11 protein-coding genes and 1 pseudogene are annotated in these 21,927 nt (G+C 61.1%); 7 read left to right on the top strand and 5 right to left on the bottom strand.

Translation table 11 applies throughout. The features are described from left to right. Window positions 1-334 precede the first annotated feature (334 nt). The 3 genes from CXK91_RS02785 (at window position 335) to CXK91_RS02775 (ending at window position 3,806) form a co-directional block, all read left to right on the top strand. On the top strand, window positions 335-1,678 hold the full coding sequence (locus tag CXK91_RS02785) for an alanine/glycine:cation symporter family protein (RefSeq protein WP_103454857.1): 1,344 nt from the start codon (window positions 335-337) through the stop codon (window positions 1,676-1,678). A 120-nt stretch (window positions 1,679-1,798) separates the two neighbouring features. After that, window positions 1,799-2,299 (top strand): thiol peroxidase, encoded by a 501-nt coding sequence (tpx, locus tag CXK91_RS02780; protein ID WP_103454856.1) that lies wholly within the window; start codon window positions 1,799-1,801, stop codon window positions 2,297-2,299. Between the two features lie 319 nt (window positions 2,300-2,618). Beyond that, window positions 2,619-3,806, top strand: coding sequence for an NAD(P)-dependent oxidoreductase (locus CXK91_RS02775; RefSeq protein WP_103454855.1), 1,188 nt, complete (start codon window positions 2,619-2,621; stop codon window positions 3,804-3,806). A 104-nt stretch (window positions 3,807-3,910) separates the two neighbouring features. Here CXK91_RS02775 and murJ read toward each other — a convergent pair whose 3' ends face one another. Continuing rightward, window positions 3,911-5,377 carry a murein biosynthesis integral membrane protein MurJ gene (murJ, locus tag CXK91_RS02770; RefSeq protein ID WP_103454854.1) on the bottom strand — a complete coding sequence of 489 codons (1,467 nt, stop codon included), beginning with the start codon at window positions 5,375-5,377 and terminating at the stop codon, window positions 3,911-3,913. 281 nt (window positions 5,378-5,658) lie between these two features. On the opposite strand from murJ, the gene CXK91_RS02765 reads away from it, so the two are divergent. Genes CXK91_RS02765 through CXK91_RS02750 form a run of 4 tightly spaced genes read left to right on the top strand, consistent with a single transcriptional unit; the run spans window position 5,659 to window position 14,579 of the window. Then, entirely contained in the window at window positions 5,659-6,900 is a 1,242-nt protein-coding gene (locus CXK91_RS02765; RefSeq protein ID WP_103454853.1) for an MdtA/MuxA family multidrug efflux RND transporter periplasmic adaptor subunit, read from the top strand. Continuing rightward, window positions 6,897-9,977: an MdtB/MuxB family multidrug efflux RND transporter permease subunit gene (locus CXK91_RS02760; RefSeq protein WP_103454852.1), complete on the top strand. Its 3,081-nt coding sequence runs from the start codon at window positions 6,897-6,899 to the stop codon at window positions 9,975-9,977. The genes CXK91_RS02765 and CXK91_RS02760 overlap by 4 nt, the downstream gene beginning before the upstream one ends. Window positions 9,978-10,005: 28 nt before the next feature. Beyond that, window positions 10,006-13,110, top strand: a complete 3,105-nt coding sequence (locus CXK91_RS02755) for an efflux RND transporter permease subunit (RefSeq protein WP_103454851.1) — start codon at window positions 10,006-10,008, stop codon at window positions 13,108-13,110. Then, the gene (locus tag CXK91_RS02750; RefSeq protein WP_103454850.1) at window positions 13,107-14,579 is read left to right on the top strand and encodes an efflux transporter outer membrane subunit; all 1,473 of its coding nucleotides are present in this window, start codon (window positions 13,107-13,109) and stop codon (window positions 14,577-14,579) included. The genes CXK91_RS02755 and CXK91_RS02750 overlap by 4 nt, the downstream gene beginning before the upstream one ends. A gap of 71 nt (window positions 14,580-14,650) precedes the next feature. Here the strand turns inward: CXK91_RS02750 and CXK91_RS02745 are convergent, their stop codons facing one another. The 4 genes and pseudogenes from CXK91_RS02745 to mexE all read right to left on the bottom strand — a co-directional run bounded on the left by CXK91_RS02745 (window position 14,651) and on the right by mexE (window position 21,736). Next, a complete protein-coding gene (locus CXK91_RS02745; protein WP_103454849.1) occupies window positions 14,651-15,643 on the bottom strand; it encodes a TRAP transporter substrate-binding protein in 993 nt (330 codons plus the stop codon). A gap of 148 nt (window positions 15,644-15,791) precedes the next feature. Further along, the gene (locus tag CXK91_RS02740; protein WP_103454848.1) at window positions 15,792-17,240 is read right to left on the bottom strand and encodes an efflux transporter outer membrane subunit; all 1,449 of its coding nucleotides are present in this window, start codon (window positions 17,238-17,240) and stop codon (window positions 15,792-15,794) included. Continuing rightward, window positions 17,237-20,407, bottom strand: coding sequence for an efflux RND transporter permease subunit (locus tag CXK91_RS02735; protein ID WP_103454847.1), 3,171 nt, complete (start codon window positions 20,405-20,407; stop codon window positions 17,237-17,239). Before CXK91_RS02735 ends, CXK91_RS02740 begins: the two co-directional genes overlap by 4 nt. 95 nt (window positions 20,408-20,502) lie before the next feature. Further along, window positions 20,503-21,736, bottom strand: a pseudogene (gene mexE / locus CXK91_RS02730) (multidrug efflux RND transporter periplasmic adaptor subunit MexE). Between the last annotated feature and the right edge of the window lie 191 nt (window positions 21,737-21,927).

Genomic DNA, 21,927 nt, shown 5'->3' with positions numbered 1-21,927 from the left:
AAGCATTGGGTGCGAATAAAATCCGGCTCCACCAAGCAGTACGGTTTTCACGTCGATTCGGTCATCGAATCTGGCGCGATTGCCCCGCGCCCAACGCACGAATGCAGTGGTAGCATCCACGCTTCCGACCGTCGCGGTCATAACCGCGCAACGCTCTAGCACGAGTCTTGCAATGCGCCTGCCGCCTCAGCGCTTACAAGCTCCGGAGGCGGATCGGAATCGTCGTTACCTGGTCGCTGAAAAACCACCGCCACAAGCGTCATGTTTTTCAACGGCTCCACGGTAGCGCGACCCTAACGCGAGGGAACTCGCCTATAAGAAATAAGGTGCTCGAATGGAATTTCTGAATAACCTCGTCAATAGCGTCAACGGCCTCGTCTGGGGCCCACCCATGCTGGTGCTGATTCTCGGTACTGGCCTGGTGCTGATGATCATGCTCAAGTTCATGCCGCTGACCCGTATTGGCACCGGTTTCGCCCTGATGTGGCGCGGGCGTACCAAGGGTGACGAAGCGACCGGTGAAATCAGTCCCTTTCAGGCGCTGATGACCTCCCTGGCGGCAACCGTAGGCACCGGCAACATTGCCGGTGTGGCGACTGCGATCTTCCTCGGTGGACCGGGCGCATTGTTCTGGATGTGGTGCACCGCGCTGGTCGGTATGGCAACCAAATACTGCGAAGTCGTGCTGGCGGTTCATTACCGCGAAAAGGACGACCGTGGCGAGCATGTCGGCGGCCCGATGTACGCCATCAAGAACGGGCTGGGTAAGAAATGGCTCTGGCTCGGTACTGCGTTTTCCATCTTTGGCGGTCTGGCCGGCTTCGGCATCGGCAACATGGTGCAGGTCAACAGCATGGCGCATGCGCTGGAAACCACGTTTTCGGTGCCGTTGTGGGCGACTGGTTTGATCACCATGGTGGCCGTGGGTCTGGTGATTCTCGGCGGCATTCGCCGCATCGGTGTCGTGGCTGCGTCGCTGGTTCCGTTCATGTGCCTGGCTTACCTGATCGCCGCGGCAGTGGTGCTGGTGGTCAATGCATCGGCCATTCCGGCTGCGTTCGATCTGATCTTCACTCACGCCTTCTCGCCAATTGCCGCTACCGGTGGTTTCGCTGGCGCCGCCGTGATGGCTGCGATCCGTTTCGGTGTCGCCCGCGGGATTTTCTCCAACGAAGCGGGCCTCGGTACTGCCGGTATCGCTCAGGCAGCGGGTACCACCACCAGCTCGGTGCGTTCGGGCATGATCGGCATGCTGGGTACGTTCATCGACACCATCATCGTCTGCTCGGTGACCGGCCTGGCCATCATCTGTACTGGCGTTTGGACCAGCGGCGAGAGTGGGGCGGCGCTCTCGGCAGCGGCCTTCGAGTCGGCCATGCCGGGCATTGGCGGCATCATCCTCACTATCGCGCTGGTGGTCTTCGCCTTCACCACCATCCTTGGCTGGAGCTATTTCGGCGAGAAGTGTTGGGAGTTCCTGGTTGGCACTCGGGCCATCTGGCCATTCCGCGTGATCTGGGTGTTGGCAGTGCCCTTCGGTGCGATTGCCCAGCTCGACTTCGCTTGGTTGCTGGCTGATACGCTCAATGGCCTGATGGCGATCCCCAACCTGATCTCGCTGCTGTTGCTGAGTCCGGTGGTGGTCAAGCTGACCAAGGAATATTTCGCACGTAGCTGATGTCCTATGTCGGCCGGTGAATGCTGACTGTGATTCATCGTCTGTTCGAACTATCCCCGGGGCCGTGGAACTATTGGGTTCCACGGCCTTTTTCTGCCCTGTATATCGAGGAACGAAGTAATGACCGAAATCACCCTTAAAGGGACCCCGGTTCAAGTAGCTGGCGAGTTCCCGCAAGTAGGTCAACAGGCCAAGGCGTTCAGCCTGGTTGGTGCCGACCTTGCCGATGTCGAGCTGGCGGCTTTTTCCGGCAAGCGCAAGATACTCAACATTTTCCCTAGCGTTGATACGCCGACGTGCGCCACGTCAGTGCGCAAGTTCAATGCCCAGGCCAATGCCCTTACGAACACCGTTGTGCTGTGCATTTCTGCTGATCTTCCGTTCGCGCAAAAGCGCTTCTGTGGCTCCGAGGGGCTGGAGAATGTGATCAACCTGTCCACCATGCGCGGCGCTGAGTTTCTGGTGAACTACGGTGTGGCGATCGCCAGCGGGCCTCTGACTGGTGTGGCGGCACGGGCTGTCGTCGTGCTGGATGAACAGGATCGAGTGCTGCATAGCGAGCTGGTGACCGAGATCGGTAGTGAGCCAAATTACGAGGCAGCCATCGCTTCGCTTGACTGACCGCTCTCTGGCTTCGGCCACTCTGGACGGTGAGGTGCCTTAAGAGTGCGCTCGCCGTTCTGTTTTTTGGCGTCGGAAAACTATCGATAGACGTTCAGCCGTCTGTCGTCGTCAATTAGCATAATCGTCAGCTGGCAACTAATTTCTCTCATACCGCCCGTACCAGGAGTTCCGGGTGTGGAGAAGTCTGCAAAAGTGGCAAATAGGCAGCTTTTCAAAAATCTTTTCGCGCAGCTGCTGTCATAGCGCTGATGCCCATTGAATGGATTCAGTTATGCCTACCTCAGATATCAAAAGAATCGGTGTATCCGGAACTGGAATGATCGCCCGCGGCTTTGTCCGGTTGATCAAAAAACACTATCCGGACATGGTGATTTCACGCGTGTTGACGCGTCGTCCGCTGTCTTCCATGGCGGACTTTCCGCTGGCAGATGTGCTCACCAATTCTCTAGACGAACTCATCGACCATTCCGACCTCATCGTTGAATGTAGCGGCGACGTATTCCATGGAACATCGGTGGTCGAACGAGCGTTTGAAGCTGGACTGCAGGTGGTGACCGTCAACGCCGAGTTGCAAGTAACCACAGGTTCGTATCTGGCTGGAAAGGGCTTCCTCACGGAAGCAGAGGGCGACCAACCCGGTTCGCTTGCGGCCTTGCGTGAAGACGCACTGCAGATGGGATTCGAGCCGTTGGTATACGGCAATATGAAGGGCTACCTGAACCACGATCCTTCCCCTGAGGACATGGTTTATTGGGCCAACCGCCAGGGCATCAGCGTTGATCAGACGACTTCCTTTACCGACGGCACCAAGGTGCAGATCGAGCAGGTGATCATCGGCAATGGTCTGGGCGCGACCATCACCCGCCAGGGTATGGAAGGGCTGGCCTCGACCAATCTGGACGACAGCGCGAGCCTGCTGGGCATGATGGCCGAGCGCGCAGGGCAGCCCATCGTCGATTACGTCATTCCATCCGGTTACCCAGCCGGCGGCGTGTTTCTGGTAGGAAAGCACGACGAGGATCAGGCGCGTGCAATCGAATATTTCAAGCTGGGACGTGGTCCTTTCTACACCTTGGTGCGTCCATTCCACCTTTGCTCGCTGGAAGTGGGCAAAACGGTACGTCGCGTGCTTAATGGCGGAGGCGTGCTGCTCAACAACTCGACCGAGCCGACTTTGGGTGTAGCCGCTATCGCCAAACGTGCGATGAAGCCGGGTGAGCTGATCGAGCGTGGCATTGGTGGTTTCCAGTTCCGTGGCGAGGCGATCAAACTGGCTCAGCATCCGGATCACGTACCGATTGGGCTGCTGCGTAAAACCGCACTCAAGCGCGCTGTCGAGCCGGGTCAGATCATCACCTTCGACGATATCGATATCCTGCCAAGTCGTGCACTGGATATCGTAATGGAGCAGCGAAGGCCCCGTTTGATCGAGGTTGAGAGCAGTTCGGCAGGCTGGGCTACACCGGGCATCAATACGATGGGAATGCTTGCTTTCGGAGGCTGAGCGTCACGTCAACAAAAAGGCCGCTGTCATCAGTCAGCGGCCTTTTTGTTTGTGTTGTGTTTGATGGGTGTTTAGCGCGGCGACAAGGCATCGTCGCCGCAGTGTCAGACGTTCCGCATGGACCAGTAGCTAGGTCGGAACAGGTCGCGCTCACCGAGCAGCCCGACCCCGGCAGCGAAGGCGACCAACACCATCGCGATGTACAGGCACAGTTCGATAAGGCCATGCGGTTGCGGAACAAAGTGCAGCCCGACGACCAGAGCGCTGGCGGTGACGGTCCAGCGCATCAAAACACGCAGGCCCAGCGCCGCAGGTGCAGATCGATGCACGTAGAGCCCCATGAACAGCGCTTGCAGCAATGCACCGGCGGAAAATGCCAGCGCAAGCCCTTCAGCACCGTAAGGGCGGTATAGCAAGGCGTCGAGGCCAATGGTCGTCGATGAACTGATCAACGTGATGACGAAAAACAGTCGTCCTTGTTGTTGCGCCAATAGTGCGCGCCCCCAGAGCAACGCCAATCCCATGGCTGGTAAACCCAGTCCATAAAGCGCAACTAGAGGCGCCGTAGCACTGGTTTGCTCGGCGCCAAATTCGCCACGTTCCAACAGCACCGTTACCACTGTTTCTGGGAAGGAACTGAGCACAACGGCGGCCGGGACCAGGAATAGCAGAGTGGCCAGCAGTCCCTTGCGGATGGTTGCGGCAAAAGCGTCGTGGTCATTGTCATGCCAGCTGGATGCGAACTTCGGGAACAGCACCGCCAGAATCGACAGTGCATAGAGCGTCAGCGGAATGGTTACGATTCGGTAGGAGAACGACAGCATCGTGATGGTGCCGTCCTCCAGATAGGAAGCGAATATCCGCTCCGCCAGAATGCATGCTTGCTGCGCGCCAGCGGCGAGCAATACCGGGGCCAGCGCCTTGCCGAAGTCGCCGCCACGGCCTTTACCTGCCGCCTTGCTACAGCCACTCAAGTACCCGAGGCGTCGGTGCTGCAGCACGATGAGCATCAACTGCGGCAATAGCATGCCGGCGAAAATAACAATGCCCTGAGGCCCGAATATCAGGATGCCGATGATCGCGCCCGCGTTGAGCAGTACCGTGCGGGTCATTGGCAGTATGAAAACGCCGTCCATGTTTAGCAGCGCGCTTTGGCAGTAAATTACTGCTTGCACCGCGATCAGCACTGCACCGGCACAGAAAACCAGTTGCCCGGCGTCGAGCTGAGCGGCGCTCCACCCCGGAGCCAGCAGGCTGAGAATCCAGTAATTGCCGGCGATGATAAGTACGGCAACGGTCAAGCCAGCTAGGCTGATTCGCCAGTACAACCAACGAGCAACTGCCCTGAATATCTCATCGGACTGGCTGCGCAATCTTTGGAGGTACGGAATCATCGCATCGCGTAGCGCCAATCCGAGAAAGTTCTCGAAGAACAGCGGCAGGATCAGAGCAACGAAGATCAGGTCAGCGTCCCAACTGATCCCGAATTCGCGCGCGATGAAGATATCCCGTAGAAAGCCGAGAAGAAAACTGGCTACGGTGAGCGCCAGGATGACCAGTGAAGTGTTCATTCCTTGATCCTTTGCGGCCATTCATAGGTGGCCGATTAACGACACGACAACGTCCAATGCGACGTGCAGCAGGTGAAAACCTGGTCACTAGCGTTGGCGTACAAGCCAAAGGCCAGTAAGTCGAACGGTAGATAGACTGGGCGTTAATGCCTTGGTTCCAACCCGAATCGGCTCCTTGAGTCCGATCAAATGTGTCGATACGTAAAAATGCCGTAAAGGCACTTTGCGTGCGGTTCGCGACTGCTTATGGTTCACGCTCCTTTTCAAGCGAACCCGCGTTCATGTCCGAGGCTCATCCTACTTCTGCTCGTTCCAGCCTTCGTTGGCTGCTACTTATTCTTGCCGTCGCGGCCATTGGGCTGTTGATCTGGTGGTTGTGGCCTGCGCCGCAGGAAACACCCCAGCGCCAAGGCGGCCGGCCAGGCTTTGGAGCGTTCGGCGGGCCGGTTCCTGTGCGCGTCGCCAAGGTGGAGCAGGGCGAATTCGAGGTGTTCAACAAGGCCCTCGGCAGCGTAGTCCCGCTGAACACTGTCAACCTGCGCAGCCGTGTCGGCGGAGAACTGGTCGAACTGCGTTTCGAGGAGGGGCAGCGTGTGAAGGCGGGCGATCTGTTGGCGGTGATCGATCCGCGCCCCTATAAGGTTGCCCTACAGCAGGCAGAAGGCACGCTGCAGCAGAATCGTGCACAGCTGAAGAACGCACAGGTCGACTTCGAGCGTTACCGTGGACTTTACGCCGATGACAGCATCGCCAAGCAGACACTGGATACACAGGAAGCGTTGGTCAGCCAATATCAAGGCACGCTGGCAGCCAACCAGGCCGCGGTCAACGAGGCACGTCTGAACCTGGAGTTCACCCAGATACGCTCACCTATCGACGGTCGAGTTGGCTTGCGCCAACTCGATGCGGGCAACCTGGTGGCAGCCAATGACACCAATCCGCTGGTGGTGATCACCCAGACCCAGCCGATGTCGATCAGCTTCACCTTACCCGAGGGCGAGCTGCTGCCGGTTATCACTCGTTATCGCCAGGGCGAAAAGCTGGCCGTGCAGATATGGGATCGTGGTGAGAAGGTCATGTTTGGCGAAGGCGTATTGGAGAGCATCGACAACCAGATCGATGCCACGACCGGAACGCTGCGGCTCAAGGCCCGTTTCGACAACGAGGCTGAGTTGCTCATCCCGAATCAGTTCGTCAACGTCCGCCTGCGCGTGCAGACATTGCGTGACGCCGCCCTTATCCCGTCGGCGGCCCTGCAATTCGGTTCGCGCGGCACCTTCGCCTATGTCGTCGGCGAGGACAACAAGGTGCAACTGCGCCTGCTCAAGGCTGGGCCCAGCAATGGCGAGACCACTGTGGTGCTCGAGGGGCTGGAGGTCGGCGAGCGGGTCGTCATGGAAGGCACGGACCGCCTGCGTGACGGCGCCGAGGTCGAGGTAGTGGACAGTAAGCGCATGGCCGAGCAGGCCGCCGAGAACCCGGTACTTGGAGGCGGCGAGGCCGCGGAGCGCGAAACGCGATGAACATCTCCCGGTTGTTCATCCTGCGGCCGGTGGCGACCACGTTGAGCATGGTCGCTATCCTGCTGGCCGGTCTGATCGCCTACAAGCTGCTGCCGGTGGCTGCACTACCGCAGGTGGACTATCCGACCATCCGGGTGATGACGCTCTATCCGGGAGCCAGCCCCGAAGTGATGACCAGCGCCGTCACCGCGCCGCTGGAACGACAGTTCGGGCAGATGCCGGGCCTTTCCCAGATGTCGTCCACCAGCTCAGGCGGCGCTTCGGTGATCACCCTGCGTTTCTCGCTGGACGTTGCGCTCGATGTCGCCGAGCAGGAAGTGCAGGCCGCGATCAACGCGGCAAACAACCTGTTGCCCAACGATTTGCCCGCGCCGCCGGTGTACAACAAGGTCAACCCGGCCGACACGCCGGTTTTGACGCTGGCAGTGACGTCCGGCTCGCTGCCGCTGCCGAAACTGCATGATCTGGTCGATACCCGCATGGCGCAAAAGCTCGCGCAGATCAGCGGCGTCGGCATGGTCAGCATCGCAGGTGGTCAGCGCCCGGCGGTGCGCATCCGTACCAACCCTGAAGCACTGGCGGCCTATGGCCTGTCGCTGGCTGACGTGCGCTCGCTGATCTCCAATTCCAACGTCAATCAGCCCAAAGGCAATTTCGATGGCCCGACACGAGTGTCGATGCTCGACGCCAACGATCAGCTGAAGACGCCTGAGGAATATGCCGAACTGATTCTCACCTATCAGGACGGTGCTGCGCTGCGCCTGAAGGATGTAGCGGACATCGTTGACGGGGCAGAGAACGAGCGCCTCGCCGCCTGGGCCAACGAAAGCCAGGCGGTGCTGCTCAACGTTCAGCGGCAACCGGGTGCCAACGTCATCGACGTGGTCGAGCGCATCCAGGCGTTGCTGCCGGAGGTGACTGCCAGCATGCCGGCCGGGCTCGACGTGGTAGTCCTTACGGACCGCACCCAGACCATCCGCGCTGCGATTACCGATGTGCAGCATGAATTGATGCTCGCCACCTTCCTAGTGGTGATGGTCACCTTCGTGTTCCTCAAGAAGCTGTCCGCCACCATCATTCCTTCTATTGCCGTACCGCTGTCGCTGGTGGGTACCTTCGCGGTGATGTACGTCTGCGGTTTTTCCCTGAACAATCTGACGCTGATGGCGCTGACCATCGCCACCGGATTCGTGGTGGACGATGCCATCGTCATGCTGGAGAACATCGCTCGGCATTTGGAGGAGGGCGAGACACCGCTTAACGCCGCGCTCAAGGGCGCAAGGCAGATCGGCTTCACCCTGATCTCGCTGACCTTCTCGCTGATCGCCGTGCTGATCCCGCTGTTGTTCATGCAGGATGTGGTCGGTCGACTGTTCCGCGAGTTCGCCATTACCCTGGCTGTGGCGATTCTGATCTCGCTGGTGGTTTCGCTAACGTTAACCCCGATGATGTGCGCCAAGCTGCTCAAAGCGCAGACCGCAGCCGACGCCAAACCGGACTGGGTGGAGCGGCTGATCGGCGCCTATTCACGTTGGCTTACCTGGGTGCTGCGGCACCAGACGTTAACGTTGCTGGTCGCGGTGGCAACCCTGGGGCTGACCGTTGTGCTCTATCTCGCCGTACCCAAGGGGTTTTTCCCGGTGCAGGACACCGGTGTTATCCAGGGCATCAGCGAGGCGCCACAGTCGATTTCCTTCCGCGCCATGAGCGAACGCCAACAAGCGCTGGCGCGGGTGATCCTCGCCGACCCTGCGGTGGATAGCCTGTCGTCCTACATCGGCGTGGATGGCGATAACGTCACGCTCAACAGTGGCCGCCTGCTAATCAACCTCAAGGCTCACGGAGAGCGTGATCTCACCGCCAGCCAGATCATCGACCGTCTGAGACCGGAGCTGGCGAAGGTGCCGGGTATCGAGCTGTATCTGCAGCCGGTGCAGGATCTGTCCATTGAGGACCGGATCAGCCGCACGCAATTTCAGTTCAGTCTGGAAACCCCCGATAGTGAGCTGTTGCAGGAGTGGTCGCCACGCTTGGTAGAAGCACTGCGCGAGCGCGCGGAGTTGACCGATGTCGCCAGCGACCTGCAGAGCAACGGCTTGCAGATTTATCTGGACATCGACCGTGACGCTGCAGCTCGCTTGGGCATTCAGGTGGCTGACATTACCGACGCGCTGTACGACGCCTTCGGCCAGCGGCAGATATCCACCATCTTCACCCAAGCCAGCCAATATCGCGTGGTCCTTGAGGCCGAAGCGGGTAATCGTCTCGGCCCGCAGGCGCTGGAACAGCTGTTCGTGCAGAGTGAAGGCGGCACCCCGGTACGGTTGTCGAGCCTGGCAAGCATCGAGCAACGCAACGCGCCGTTGTTGATCAATCACATCGGTCAGTTCCCGGCGGTGACGCTGTCCTTCAACCTGGCCACTGGCGTATCGCTGGGCGAGGCTGTGGAGATCATCGAGGCTGTGGAGCAAGAAATTGGCCTGCCGGCTGGTATCCAGACGCGCTTCCAGGGTGCGGCAGAGGCGTTTAGGGCTTCGTTGTCGAGCACGCTGCTGCTGATACTCGCAGCGGTGGTGACGATGTACATCGTGCTCGGGGTGCTCTACGAGAGCTACATTCATCCGATCACCATCCTTTCCACGCTGCCCTCTGCGGCGGTAGGCGCATTGCTCGCCTTGCTGCTGACCGGCAACGACCTCGGGCTGATAGCAATTATCGGCATCATTCTGCTGATCGGCATCGTGAAGAAGAATGCCATCATGATGATCGACTTCGCTCTGGAAGCGGAAAGGCACCAGGGCATGAGTCCGCACGATGCGATCTACCGCGCGGCCTTGCTGCGTTTCCGGCCTATCCTGATGACCACGTTGGCCGCATTGTTCGGCGCGATCCCGCTGATGCTGGCCTCCGGTTCGGGTGCCGAGCTGCGTCAGCCGCTGGGGCTGGTACTGGTCGGTGGGCTGTTGCTCAGCCAGTTGCTGACGCTGTTCACCACCCCGGTGATCTACCTGTTCTTCGATCGGCTGGGGCAGCGTTTCGGCCGTCGTCGCGAGCCATTGCTTGAGGCCGAAGCGTGAGCTGGCCCGTGACCGTGCAGGGGCAGGCATGAACCTTTCCGCCCCCTTTATCGCCCGTCCAGTGGCGACCATGCTGATGAGCCTGGCGATTCTGTTGCTCGGCGGTGTCAGTTTCGGCCTGCTGCCGGTCTCGCCTCTGCCGAACATGGATTTTCCGGTGATCACCGTGCAGGCCAGCCTGCCAGGCGCAAGCCCTGAGATCATGGCGTCCAGCGTGGCGACGCCGCTGGAGCGATCGCTCGGCAGCATTGCCGGGGTAAGCCAGATGACCAGCCGCAGTAGCCAGGGCTCCACACGGATCATCATCCAATTCGACCTGGAGCGTGACATCAACGGCGCCGCCCGTGATGTGCAGGCGGCGATCAATGCCGCGCGAAATCTGTTACCCAGCGGCATGCGCAGCATGCCTACCTACCGCAAGATCAACCCGTCGCAAGCGCCGATCATGGTGCTTTCGCTGACCTCGGACGTGCTGGACAAGGCCGAGCTATACGACCTGGGCTCGACCATCCTGGCCCAGAAGCTCTCCCAGGTTTCCGGTGTCGGCGAGATCCAGGTCGGTGGTAGCTCGCTGCCGGCGGTGCGGGTTGAACTGCAGCCGCAGCAGCTGGAGCAGTACGGGGTATCGCTGGACGAAGTACGCCAGACCATCGCCAATGGCAACGTGCGCCGGCCAAAGGGCATGGTCGAAGACGCGGATCGCCACTGGCAGGTCCGCGCCAACGATCAGCTGCACCAGGCTGCCGACTACACGCCGCTGATCATCCGTTATCAGGACGGTGCCGCGCTGCGCCTGGGCGACGTTGCGAGGGTGCGTGACTCGGTAGAGGACCGCTACAACAGCGGTTTCTTCAACAACGAACAGGCCGTGCTGCTGATCGTCAATCGCCAGGCCGGTGCCAACATCATCGAAACCATCGAAGGCATTCGCCGAGAGCTTCCCGCACTGCAGGCAATCATGCCGGGCAGCGTCGATCTGAACGTTGCCATGGACCGTTCGCCGGTGATCCGAGCCACCCTGCACGAGGCCGAACGCACGCTGTTGATCGCGGTGGGGCTGGTCATCGTGCTGGTATTTCTGTTCCTCGGCAGCCTGCGTACCGCACTGATCCCGGCCTTGGCGGTGCCTGTCTCGCTGGTGGGGACCTTTGCCGTGATGTACCTGTTTGGCTTCTCGCTGAACATCCTGTCGCTTATGGCACTGATTCTCGCAGCCGGCCTGGTGGTGGACGACGCCATCGTGGTGCTGGAGAACATTGCCCGGCATATCGACGACGGCATGCCACCGCTACAGGCGGCCTACGTCGGCACCCGCGAGGTTGGCTTCACATTGCTGTCGATGAACCTCTCGCTGGTGGTGGTTTTCGTCTCGATCCTCTATATGGGCGGCATCGTCGAGCGGCTGTTCCGGGAATTTTCCATAACCCTGGCAGCGGCCATTCTGGTATCGCTGTTGGTGTCGCTGACGCTGACGCCGATGCTCTGCGCGCGCTGGCTGAAACCAAGCGAGCCCGAGAAGGACGGGCGCCTGCAGCGCTGGAGCCATCAGGCGCATCAGTGGCTGCTGCGCCATTACGACCGATCGCTGAGCTGGGCGCTGCGCCATCGCCGTATCACGCTGTTGAGTCTGCTGGCGACCATCGCGCTGAACGTGGTGCTGTATGTGCAGGTGCCCAAGACGTTCCTGCCTCAGCAGGACACCGGCCAGCTCACCGGCTTCATTCGCGGCGACGACGGCATGTCATTTCAGGTCATGCAGCCAAAGATGGAGATCTTCCGCAAGGCGGTGCTGGCCGACCCGGCGGTGGAGAGCGTCGCTGGTTTCATTGGTGGACAGGGCGGCATCAACAACGCCTTTATGATCGTGCGGCTCAAGCCTCTGAGCGAGCGCGGCATCTCGGCGCAAAAGGTGATCGAGCGTATTCGCAACAGCCAGCCCAAGGTGCCCGGTGGCCGAATGTTCCTCATGGCCGATCAGGATTTGCAGTTTGGTGGCGGCCGGCAGAGCAGCTCGGCCTACGCCTATACATTGCTGGCCAGCGACCTGAACGACCTGCGCACCTGGGTGCCACGTGTCACTCAGGCGCTGTCGGCGCTGCCGGAGCTGACCAGCATCGACGCCAACGATGGCGAGGGCGCGCAACAGATCAGTCTCAAGGTCGACAGGGATGCAGCCAAGCGCCTGGGTATCGACATGAGCACGGTTACCACGCTGCTCAACAATGCCTTCAGCCAGCGGCAGATTTCGACGATCTATGAGTCGCTGAACCAGTATCAGGTGGTCATGGAAATCGACCCGAGCTACGCGCAATATCCCGAGGTGCTGGAGCAGATCCATGTGGTAACCGCTGACGGCCGCCGCGTTCCGCTGGCTGCATTCGCCCGCTACGAGCGCAGCTTGGAGGAAGATCGCGTCAGCCACGACGGGCAGTTCGCTGCGGAGAACATCGACTTCGACCTCGCACCGGGTGTCAGTCTCGATCAGGCGACGCTGGCCATAGAGCGTGCCATTGCCGCCATTGGGATGCCGAGTGAAGTACAAGGCCGCCTCGGTGGCACCGGCAGTGCATTCGAGAGCACCCAGCAGGGGCAGCCGCTGATGATTCTTGGCGCGCTCCTACTGGTTTATATCGTGCTGGGCATCCTCTATGAGAGCTACATTCACCCGCTGACCATCCTTTCAACACTGCCTTCTGCTGGTGTGGGTGCCTTGCTGGCTATCATCCTGACTGGTGACCAGTTCAGTTTGATTTCGCTGCTCGGGTTGTTTCTGCTCATTGGAGTGGTGAAGAAGAACGCGATCCTGATGATCGACCTGGCGCTGCAGTTCGAACGCAACGACAAGCTGTCACCGGCCGATTCGATCCATCGCGCCTGCCTGCTGCGCTTTAGACCGATCCTGATGACGACCATGGCTGCGATTCTAGGTGCACTGCCATTGTTGCTCGGTGGTGCGGAGGGCGCCGAGATGCGCCAGCCGCTGGGCCTGACCATCATCGGCGGCCTGCTGCTGAGCCAGATCCTGACCCTCTACACCACGCCAGTGGTCTATCTGTACCTGGACCGTCTGCGTCATCGTTTCAACAGCTGGCGTGGTGTACGCACCGATGCCGCCCTGGAAAATTCGCTATGAACCCGTTGTCGCTGAGTTTCGTGTTGCGCCCCATCACGGCCGCCATATTGGCCCTTTCGTTGGGTGCCTGCACCCTTGGGCCCGACTACCAACGCCCGGATCTGCCTGCCTCGGCTGCGTTCAAACAGGCTGAGGGTTGGAAGCTGGCAGCGCCAGCCGATGCGCTGCAACGCGGCGAGTGGTGGCAGCTGTACGGCGATTCAGAGCTGGACGCCCTGGTAGCGCGGTTGAATGTCTCCAACCAGAATCTTGCTGCTGCCGAGGCGCAATTTCGCCAGGCACGCGCACTGGTCCGCGGCGCTCGCTCGCAGCTGTTTCCCATCCTTTCCGGCAGTGCTGGGGTAACCCGCTCGGCACAGGGCGGCGCCAATTCCACGACCAATAGCTACAACAGTGGGGTAGGTGAGAGCTATGAAGCAGGGCTCAGAGCGTCTTGGGAGGCGGACATCTGGGGCCGTCTGCGGCGTAATCTGGAGGCCAACCGGGCGAACATGCAGGCTAGCGCCGCGGATCTTGCCGCGGTTCGGCTGAGCCTGCAGGCGGAACTGGTGCAAACCTACCTGCAATTGCGGGTGATCGATGAGCATCAGCGCCTGCTGGATCAGACCGTCGAGGCATACGCGCGCTCGCTGCGCCTTACGGAGAACCAGTATCGAGCAGGCATCGTGCCCAAGTCTGATGTCAGCCAGGCACAGACGCAGCTAAAGAGCACCCAGGCCCAGGCCATCGATCTCAGATGGCAGCGGGCACAGATGGAGCACGCAATCGCCGTGCTGATTGGCGTGGCGCCATCGGAGTTGGGCATCGCTGTACGCGATGACATCCCGCCACTGCCGGCGGTACCGCTCGCCGTGCCGTCGCAACTGCTGGAACGCCGACCGGATATCGCCTCGGCTGAGCGCCAGGTGATGGCTGCAAACGCCAACATCGGCGTGGCGGAAGCGGCGTGGTATCCGGACCTGACGCTGTCGGCCAGCGGCGGCTACCGAAATAACAGCTTCAGCGATCTGTTCAGTGTGCCCAATCGATTCTGGTCGCTTGGTCCGCAGCTTGCGCTGACGCTGCTCGATTTCGGTGGCCGGCGCGCGGAGCTGGAGCGTGTCGAAGCGAGCTACGACCAGACGGTGGCGACCTACCGGCAAACGGTGCTCGACAGCTTCCGTGAGGTCGAGGACTACCTGGTGCAACTGCGAGTGCTCGAAGAGGAGGCCGTGGTGCAGCGTGAAGCGCTGGAGGCCGCCCAGGAATCGCTGCGTTTGATCGAAAACCAGTACCGGGCCGGCATGGTCGACTTCCTGAGCGTCGCCACGGTCCAAACCACCGCACTGAACAACGAGCGCACCAATCTGACTCTGTTGGGTGATCGGTTGACCGCCAGTGTGTTGCTGATCGCCGCGCTGGGTGGTGGCTGGGACAGCCAGCAGCTGGACTTGGAGCCAGTGGTTTCGACGACGCCGAACAGGCCCTGAGCTGCATCCAGCCCAACGAAAAAGCCCCGCCGAATTGGCGGGGCTTTTTCGTTGATGCCGAAGTGTGCCGCTTAGTTGTGTTGCTTGCGGTTGACGGTTTCGGCAGCGTTGACAATGTCCGCGCCGATGACAGGTTCAAACTCTTTCCAGACTGGGCGCATCGCCTCGCGCCAGCGCTGGCGCTCTTCGGGCGTCAGCGTGATGATCTCCGATGTGCCAGCCTGACGAATTCGCTCGCGATCAGCCTTGTTCAGCTCCTCGGCCTCCTGGTTAACCATGAAGGTGACCTCGTCGATGATGGCTTCGAGCTCGGAACGAACCCTGTGTGGCATGCCCATCCAGAAGCGGGTGTTGCTGACCAGCATGTAGTCGACGACACCGTGACCACTTTCGATGATGTACGGCTGCACCGTATGCATCTTCTTGCTAAAGATGTTCGACCAGGGGTTCTCCGCACCTTGCACCGTACCGGAGCGCAGCGCGTCGTAGACATTGGCGAATGGAATTTGCTGGGTGGAAGCGCCTATCGCTCCAAATTGCGCTTCGAGCACCGCCGAAGGTTGGATTCTGAAGGTCAATCCAGATGCATCGCTCGGTTGGCGCAGCATGCGTGTCGCCGATAGCTGCTTCATGCCGTTGTGCCAATAGGCCAGGCCGGTGATGTTCTTGTCTTCCATCGCGCGCAGCAGCTGGCGCCCCTTGGAGCGTTTCTGGAAGCGATCGACTGCGTCGAGATCGTCGAACAGGAAGGGCAGGTCGAATACTTGCAGCTGTTTGGTGTACTGCTCGAATTTTGCCAGCGAGGGAGCTAGCAGTTGAACTTCATCGTTGCGTAGCGCTTCAAGTTCGTTGGCGTCGCCGAACAGCGTGGAGTTAGGGTAAACCTCTACGCGCACCTGCCCAGGCAGACGCTCTTCCGCGAGGCGCTTGAACATCAGCGCGCCCTTGCCCTTCGGGGTGTCTTCGGCCACTACGTGGGAAAACTTGATGACGATGGGCTCCGCATGGGCACATGCGCTGGCGACCGCCAGCACAAGCCCAGCAAGAGTAATGATCGGCTTCATGAAAGACTCTTTGTTCTGGTTGGGTTGGCAGTGCATCCATGCGGACCGACCGCGAGGATACTTCTAGGCTTTCAGCCGCTCCTTATGCCAAAGATAGGTGACGACTGAAAGCGCTTTCCCGAACCAACCCAACGGGAGCAAGACCGTGTCACATTTTTGCCTGGCGAACCTCCGACCGGACCGGCGCTACGCCAGCGGTGCGCGACGTCTGCGCCGGCACTTCCCAACCACCGCCGAGGGCCTTGTACAGGGCGACAACACCCTGATAGAGCTCGACTTCGGCCTGTGCCTGGGCGTCCTCAGCCACTAGCCGCTCGCGTTCCGCATCCAGCAGTACGAGGAAGTCAGCGGTACCCTCGCGATAGCGAATCCCCGCCTGTTGTGCCGCTGCGCGACTGGCCGTGGACTGACGCAGCAGCGATAGCAGGCGCTGCTGGGCGTTGGCGTAGTCGCTGAAGGCGTTCTCGGACTCTTCCAATGCCAGCAACACCTGTTGTTCATAACTGGCCAGTGCGGCATCGGCATCGGCTTCGGCGCCACGCAGGCGGGCCCGGACGCTGCCCATATCGAACGCGGCCCAGCTGATGCTCGGCGCCACGCCCCAGGCTTGCGCCGCGCTGGACCCGATCTGCGACCCGCGTCCGGCGACGAAACCAAGGAATCCCGACAAGCTCACCCGTGGAAACAGATCGGCCGTTGCCACACCGACGTCTGCGGTGGCCGCTGCCAGCTGACGTTCAGCCGCGCGTATATCCGGACGGCGGCGCAACAGTTCGCCGGGATCGCCAATGGGTAGTGCCTTGGCAATTGCCGGCAAATCTCTTGGAGATAGGTCGATGGCCAGCTGATCAGCACGCTGGCCGAGGAGGGTGGCGATACGGTTGCGGGCGCGCGTCTGCTGGGCCTGTAACTGAGGCAGGCTGGCTTCGGTTGCTGCCAGGCGCGCGTCGGCACGCAGCACGTCCAGCTCGCTGCCTACTCCGGCCTCGCGTAGCTGTTCGGTCAGTTCGTGGGAGTCGCGCTGAGTGGCCAGGTTGTCGCGAGCTATACGCTCGCGAAGCTGGGCGCCGCGCAGCTGTCCATAGGCGTCCACCAGTTCGGCAATCAGGCTGACCTGCAGCTGGTATAGATCGGCCTCGGCAGCGTCGGCTTGTGCCTCACTGGCCTCCAGGCTTCGCTGGATGCGGCCGAACAGGTCCAGCTCCCAAGCCATATCGAGTCCCAAGTCGTAGCGCTCGGCATTGACACGCTGCTCGGTCACACCCGGCTGCTGAGCTTTGCCGATGTCGGCGCTGGCGCCTGCGGTAACGGTAGGCATGCGGTCGTTGCTGACGTCATCGCGGATTGCGCGCGCTGCCCGCAGGCGTGCATAAGCGATGCGCAACTCGCGGTTTTCCGCCAGTGCTTCGCCGACCAGAGCATCAAGCGTCGAGTCTTCGAATTGTCGCCACCAGGCCGCTTCGAAGCGCGAGCGGTCGTAGTCGCTACCGGACGCATTGCTGATACGCGCCGGTTCCGGCTGCGGTGCCCGGTAATCCGGGCCTACCGCACAGGCGCTCAGTGCCAGAGTGAGCAGGGAAAGGGCGAAGAACTTCATGCGCGGGCCTCCTTGTAAACCGCTTTGCGGGCTTCCCGCTTCTCGACGAAGGCACGAATCACCAGATAGAACACCGGGGTCAGCAGCAGGCCGAAGAAGGTCACCCCGAGCATGCCGCTGAACACCGCGACACCCATGGCATGGCGCATCTCCGCACCGGCGCCGCTGGAGAGCACCAGCGGCACCACACCCATGATGAAGGCGAAGCTGGTCATCAGGATCGGTCGCAGACGCAGGCGGCAGGCTTCTAGGATCGCGGCCAGCCGGTCCATGCCTTCTTCCTGTTTATCCTTGGCGAACTCGACGATGAGGATGGCGTTCTTGCACGCCAGGCCCACCAGCACGATGAGGCCGATCTGGGTAAACACGTTGTTGTCGCTACCGGCCAGGATCACCCCGGTGATCGCCGAGAGCAGCGTCATCGGTACGATCAGGATCACCGCCAGCGGCAGGCTCCAGCTCTCGTACTGCGCGGCCAGCACCAGGAAAGCCAGCAGCACGCAAAGCGGGAAAACGAATATCGCGGTATTGCCGGCGAGGATCTGCTGATAGGTCAGCTCGGTCCATTCGTAGCTCATGCCGTTCGGCAGTTCGGCCTTGAGCAGTCGCTCCATGGCGGCCTCGGCCTGACCGGAGCTGTAGCCCGGTGCGGCTGCGCCGTTGATCTCGGCGGTGAGGAAGCCGTTGTAATGCATCACCCGGTCCGGACCAGCGCTGTCGGTGACGTTGACGAAGGTCGACAGCGGAACCATCTCCCCACGGTTGTTGCGCACCTTCAGTTGGCCTATCTGCTCGGGCGCCAGGCGAAACTTCTGATCAGCCTGGACGTTGACCTGATAGGTACGGCCGAAGCGGTTGAAGTCGTTGGCATACAGGGAGCCCAGATAGACCTGCATGGTGTCGAAGATCTCGTCGATCGGCACACCGTGGGTCTTGGCCTTTTCGCGGTCGATATCGGCATCCACCTGCGGCACGTTGACCTGGTAACTGGTGAACAGGCCGGCCAGTTCTGGGTAGTCGGCGCTCTTGGCGATGACGTTCTGCACCTGGTTGTAGAGCTCCTCGTAGCCGAGGTTGCCGCGGTCCTGCACCTGTAGGCGGAAGCCGCCGATGGTGCCCAACCCTTGTACCGGGGGTGGCGGGAAAATCGCGAGATACGCTTCCTGAATACCGCTGAACTGGCCGTTGAGCTCGGCGGCTATCGCCCCGGCGGACATGCTCTCGTCCTTACGCTGGCCGAAGTCTTTCAGGGCGACGAAGACGATGCCGCTATTCGGACTGTTGGTGAAACCGTTAATTGACAGCCCAGGGAAGGCGATGGTGTTTTCCACGCCCGGGTGCTTGCCGGCGATTTCGGACATTTTCTTGATCACATCCTCAGTGCGATCCAGCGTGGCCGCATCGGGCAGTTGAGCAAATGCGACCAGATACTGTTTGTCTTGCGGCGGCACGAAACCGGTCGGCGTGCTGGCGAAGCCCATGTAACCCAGGCCGACCAGTCCGACATAGACCACCAGGGCAATGCCGCTACCGCGCAAGATGCGTCGTACCAGACCGACGTAGCCGTGGCTGGCGCGGTCGAACATGCGATTGAACGGGGCGAACAGCCAGCCGCCAAAAATTCGATCGAGTAGACGCGAGAAGCCGTCTTTGGGCGCGTCGTGCGACCTGAGGAGCGCGGCAGCCAGTGCCGGCGAGAGGGTCAGCGAATTGAACGCCGAGATAACGGTGGAGATGGCGATCGTAAGCGCAAACTGTTGGTAGAACTGCCCGGTGAGGCCGGAAATGAACGCGGTCGGGATAAACACCGCGCAGAGCACCAAAGCCGTGGCGATGATCGGCCCGGTCACTTCCTTCATGGCCTGACGGGTCGCTTCCTCCGGCGACTTGCCGAGGCCGATGTTGCGCTCGACGTTTTCCACCACGACGATGGCATCGTCCACCACGATGCCGATGGCCAGTACCAGGCCGAAAAGCGACAGCGCGTTCAGCGAAAAACCGAGCATATGCATGACCGCAAACGTACCGATCAGCGACACCGGAACGGCAGCCAGCGGGATGATCGAGGCGCGCCAGGTCTGCAGGAACAGGATCACCACCAGCACAACCAGTACGATGGCTTCCAGCAGGGTGTGCACCACCGCTTCGATGGAGCCACGTACGAAGATGGTCGGGTCGTAGACGATTTCGTAATCCACGCCTTCCGGGAAGTCGCGCTTGAGCTCAGCCATGCGTGCCCGTACCGAATCGGAGATTTCGATGGCGTTCGAACCGGGGCGCTGGAATACCGGAATGGCGACGGCGGGTTGGTTGTTCAACAGCGAACGCAGCGCGTACTGACTGGAACCCAGCTCGACACGGGCGATGTCCCGCAGGCGGGTGATCGAGCCGTCTTCACCGGCGCGGATGATGATGTTCTCGAATTCTTCCTCGGTGACCAGCCGGCCCTGGGTGTTGATCGACAGCTGGAAGTCCGTCGCGCCCGGTGCTGGCGGTGCGCCCAACGAGCCCGCGGCAACCTGGCGGTTCTGCTCGCGGATCGCGTTGACCACGTCCGATGCGGTGAGGTTGCGCGAGGCGACCTTCTCCGGATCGAGCCAGACGCGCAACGAGTAATCGCCCATGCCGAATAGCTGCACATCACCGATGCCGTCCAGTCGCGCCAGCTCGTCCTTGACGTTGAGTGCGGCGTAGTTGGACAGGTAGAGCATGTCGTAGCGCTGATCCGGCGAGGTCAGGTGGACCACCATGGTCAGGTCCGGCGAGGCCTTGTCCACGGTCACACCGAGGCGCTGTACCTCGGTCGGCAAGGTCGGCATGGTCCGAGTAACCCTGTTTTGCACCTGCACCTGGGCGTTGTCCAGGTCAGTACCCAGTCCAAAAGTGATGGTCAGGGTCAGCTTGCCGTCGGCGGTCGCCTGGGACGACATATAGAGCATGCCTTCTACGCCGGTGATGGCCTGTTCCAGCGGCGAGGCGACGGTTTCGCCGATTACCTTGGGGTTGGCACCGGGGAAGTTGGCACGCACCACCACGGTCGGCGGGACGACTTCGGGGTACTCACTGATCGGCAGCTGGAACAGCGAGATGGCCCCGCCAATGAGGATCACCAGCGACAGCACGGCGGCGAAAATCGGCCGTTTGATGAAGAATTGCGAGAAATTCATGACGCACTCCGGGGTAGGACGCGTTAGCGCCCTGACGGATCGATCGGATTGGCGCGGCTGGCGCGCCGGAGTTCAGGACAGGTGGGTGGTAATGCTTAGCTGCTCGGGCGCTGGGCTACTGAGCGCTCGACGACCTGCGGCTTCATCGCTTCGCTGATGGCACGGTTCTGCTGGCGCAATGTGGCCAGCGTCTCCGCGTCGGCCATCGGTACCGACTCCGGCTGCACCTGGCTGCCCGGGCGCACGCGCTGCAGGCCATTGACGACGATGCTTTCGCCCTTGGCCAGGCCGCTGCGGACGATGCGCAAGCCTTCGAGCTTGGGGCCCAGTTCGACCGGGCGGTAGGCGACAGTGCCGTCTTCGGCCAGTACCAGGACGAATTTCTTGCCCAGATCCGTGCCGACGGCGACGTCCTTGATCAGCACGGCGTCGTAGGTAGCGCTGCCGACCAGCTTGAGCCGGGCATACAGGCCAGGGGTGAAGCTGCCGCCGCGGTTGTCGAATACAGCGCGGCCGCGGATGGTGCCGGTGCGCGGGTCCACCTGGTTGTCGACGAAGTTCATGCGGCCCAAATGCGGGTGGCCATCTTCGCTGGACAAGCCGAGGTAGACCGGCGTCGTCTCGCCACGATCACCGCTGCGCGCCAGATCGCGGTACTTGAGGTAGGTGCGCTCGTCCGCTTCGAAATAGGCATAGACCTTGTCGGTGGATACCAGCGTGGTCAGCAGCGCCTCGCCAGCGTTCACCAGGTTGCCAGCGGTGATTAGTGCCCGGCCGACGCGACCGTCGATAGGGGCGGTGACACGCGTGAAGGAGAGGTCCAGCTGGGCGCGATCCAGCTGCGCCTGGATCGCCGCGGTCGCCGAACGGGCCTCGCTGGCAGCGCTGACACGGGCATCAGCAAGTTCGGCCGAAATCGCATTCTTCCTTCTGCCGCAGGCGCTCCCCGCGTTCGGCTTCGGCGACGGTACGCTGTTGAGTGGCGCGGGCCTGCTGCAACTGCGCCTGCAGGCGCTTGACCTCGGCCTGGAAGGGGCGCGGATCGATTTGGAACAGTAGGTCACCTTTGTTCACCAGCGCGCCTTCCTCGAAGGCGACCTTATCGATGAAGCCAGACACGCGCGGGCGTATCTCCACCGATTCCGGCGCTTCCAGGCGACCGGTGAGTTCGTCCCATTCGGTCACCTGCTGTTCGATGACCTCCGCGACGCTGACGGCGGGCGGTGGCATTCCCGACTGGGTGGCCTCCGGTGCCTTGCCACAGGCGGCGGTGATTAGCACCGTCAGGGCAATAAGGGGAAAACGCAAGGCGTTGAAAGAACGTTCCATGCTTGACTCCGCAAGTCGGATTTGTTGATGGCAGGAGTCTGCGTGGTCAAGCCGTTCAGCAAAAATCGAACGAGGCGAAGGTGAATATCACCCGCGATGATGTTGCCGCAGGTTTCATCGATGGGACATGTGGCGAGGCGTAATGCGATGGCAATGGGAGGCGGAGTGTGCCGACCAATCAGGCTGAAAAT

The sequence above is a fragment of the Stutzerimonas stutzeri genome, from assembly GCF_002909485.1.
Classification (GTDB): Bacteria; Pseudomonadota; Gammaproteobacteria; order Pseudomonadales; family Pseudomonadaceae; genus Stutzerimonas; species Stutzerimonas stutzeri_AH.
This window is presented reverse-complemented; position numbering and strand designations above follow the sequence as displayed.

What these genes read in the sequence shown, in the direction of transcription:
- CXK91_RS02785 (WP_103454857.1), top strand. Translation starts at nt 335, where the DNA reads ATGGAATTTCTGAATAACCTCGTCAATAGCGTCAACGGCCTCGTCTGG.
- tpx (WP_103454856.1), top strand. Translation starts at nt 1,799, where the DNA reads ATGACCGAAATCACCCTTAAAGGGACCCCGGTTCAAGTAGCTGGCGAG.
- CXK91_RS02775 (WP_103454855.1), top strand. Translation starts at nt 2,619, where the DNA reads ATGATCGCCCGCGGCTTTGTCCGGTTGATCAAAAAACACTATCCGGAC.
- murJ (WP_103454854.1), bottom strand. Translation starts at nt 5,377, where the DNA reads ATGAACACTTCACTGGTCATCCTGGCGCTCACCGTAGCCAGTTTTCTT.
- CXK91_RS02765 (WP_103454853.1), top strand. Translation starts at nt 5,659, where the DNA reads ATGTCCGAGGCTCATCCTACTTCTGCTCGTTCCAGCCTTCGTTGGCTG.
- CXK91_RS02760 (WP_103454852.1), top strand. Translation starts at nt 6,897, where the DNA reads ATGAACATCTCCCGGTTGTTCATCCTGCGGCCGGTGGCGACCACGTTG.
- CXK91_RS02755 (WP_103454851.1), top strand. Translation starts at nt 10,006, where the DNA reads ATGAACCTTTCCGCCCCCTTTATCGCCCGTCCAGTGGCGACCATGCTG.
- CXK91_RS02750 (WP_103454850.1), top strand. Translation starts at nt 13,107, where the DNA reads ATGAACCCGTTGTCGCTGAGTTTCGTGTTGCGCCCCATCACGGCCGCC.
- CXK91_RS02745 (WP_103454849.1), bottom strand. Translation starts at nt 15,643, where the DNA reads ATGAAGCCGATCATTACTCTTGCTGGGCTTGTGCTGGCGGTCGCCAGC.
- CXK91_RS02740 (WP_103454848.1), bottom strand. Translation starts at nt 17,240, where the DNA reads ATGAAGTTCTTCGCCCTTTCCCTGCTCACTCTGGCACTGAGCGCCTGT.
- CXK91_RS02735 (WP_103454847.1), bottom strand. Translation starts at nt 20,407, where the DNA reads ATGAATTTCTCGCAATTCTTCATCAAACGGCCGATTTTCGCCGCCGTG.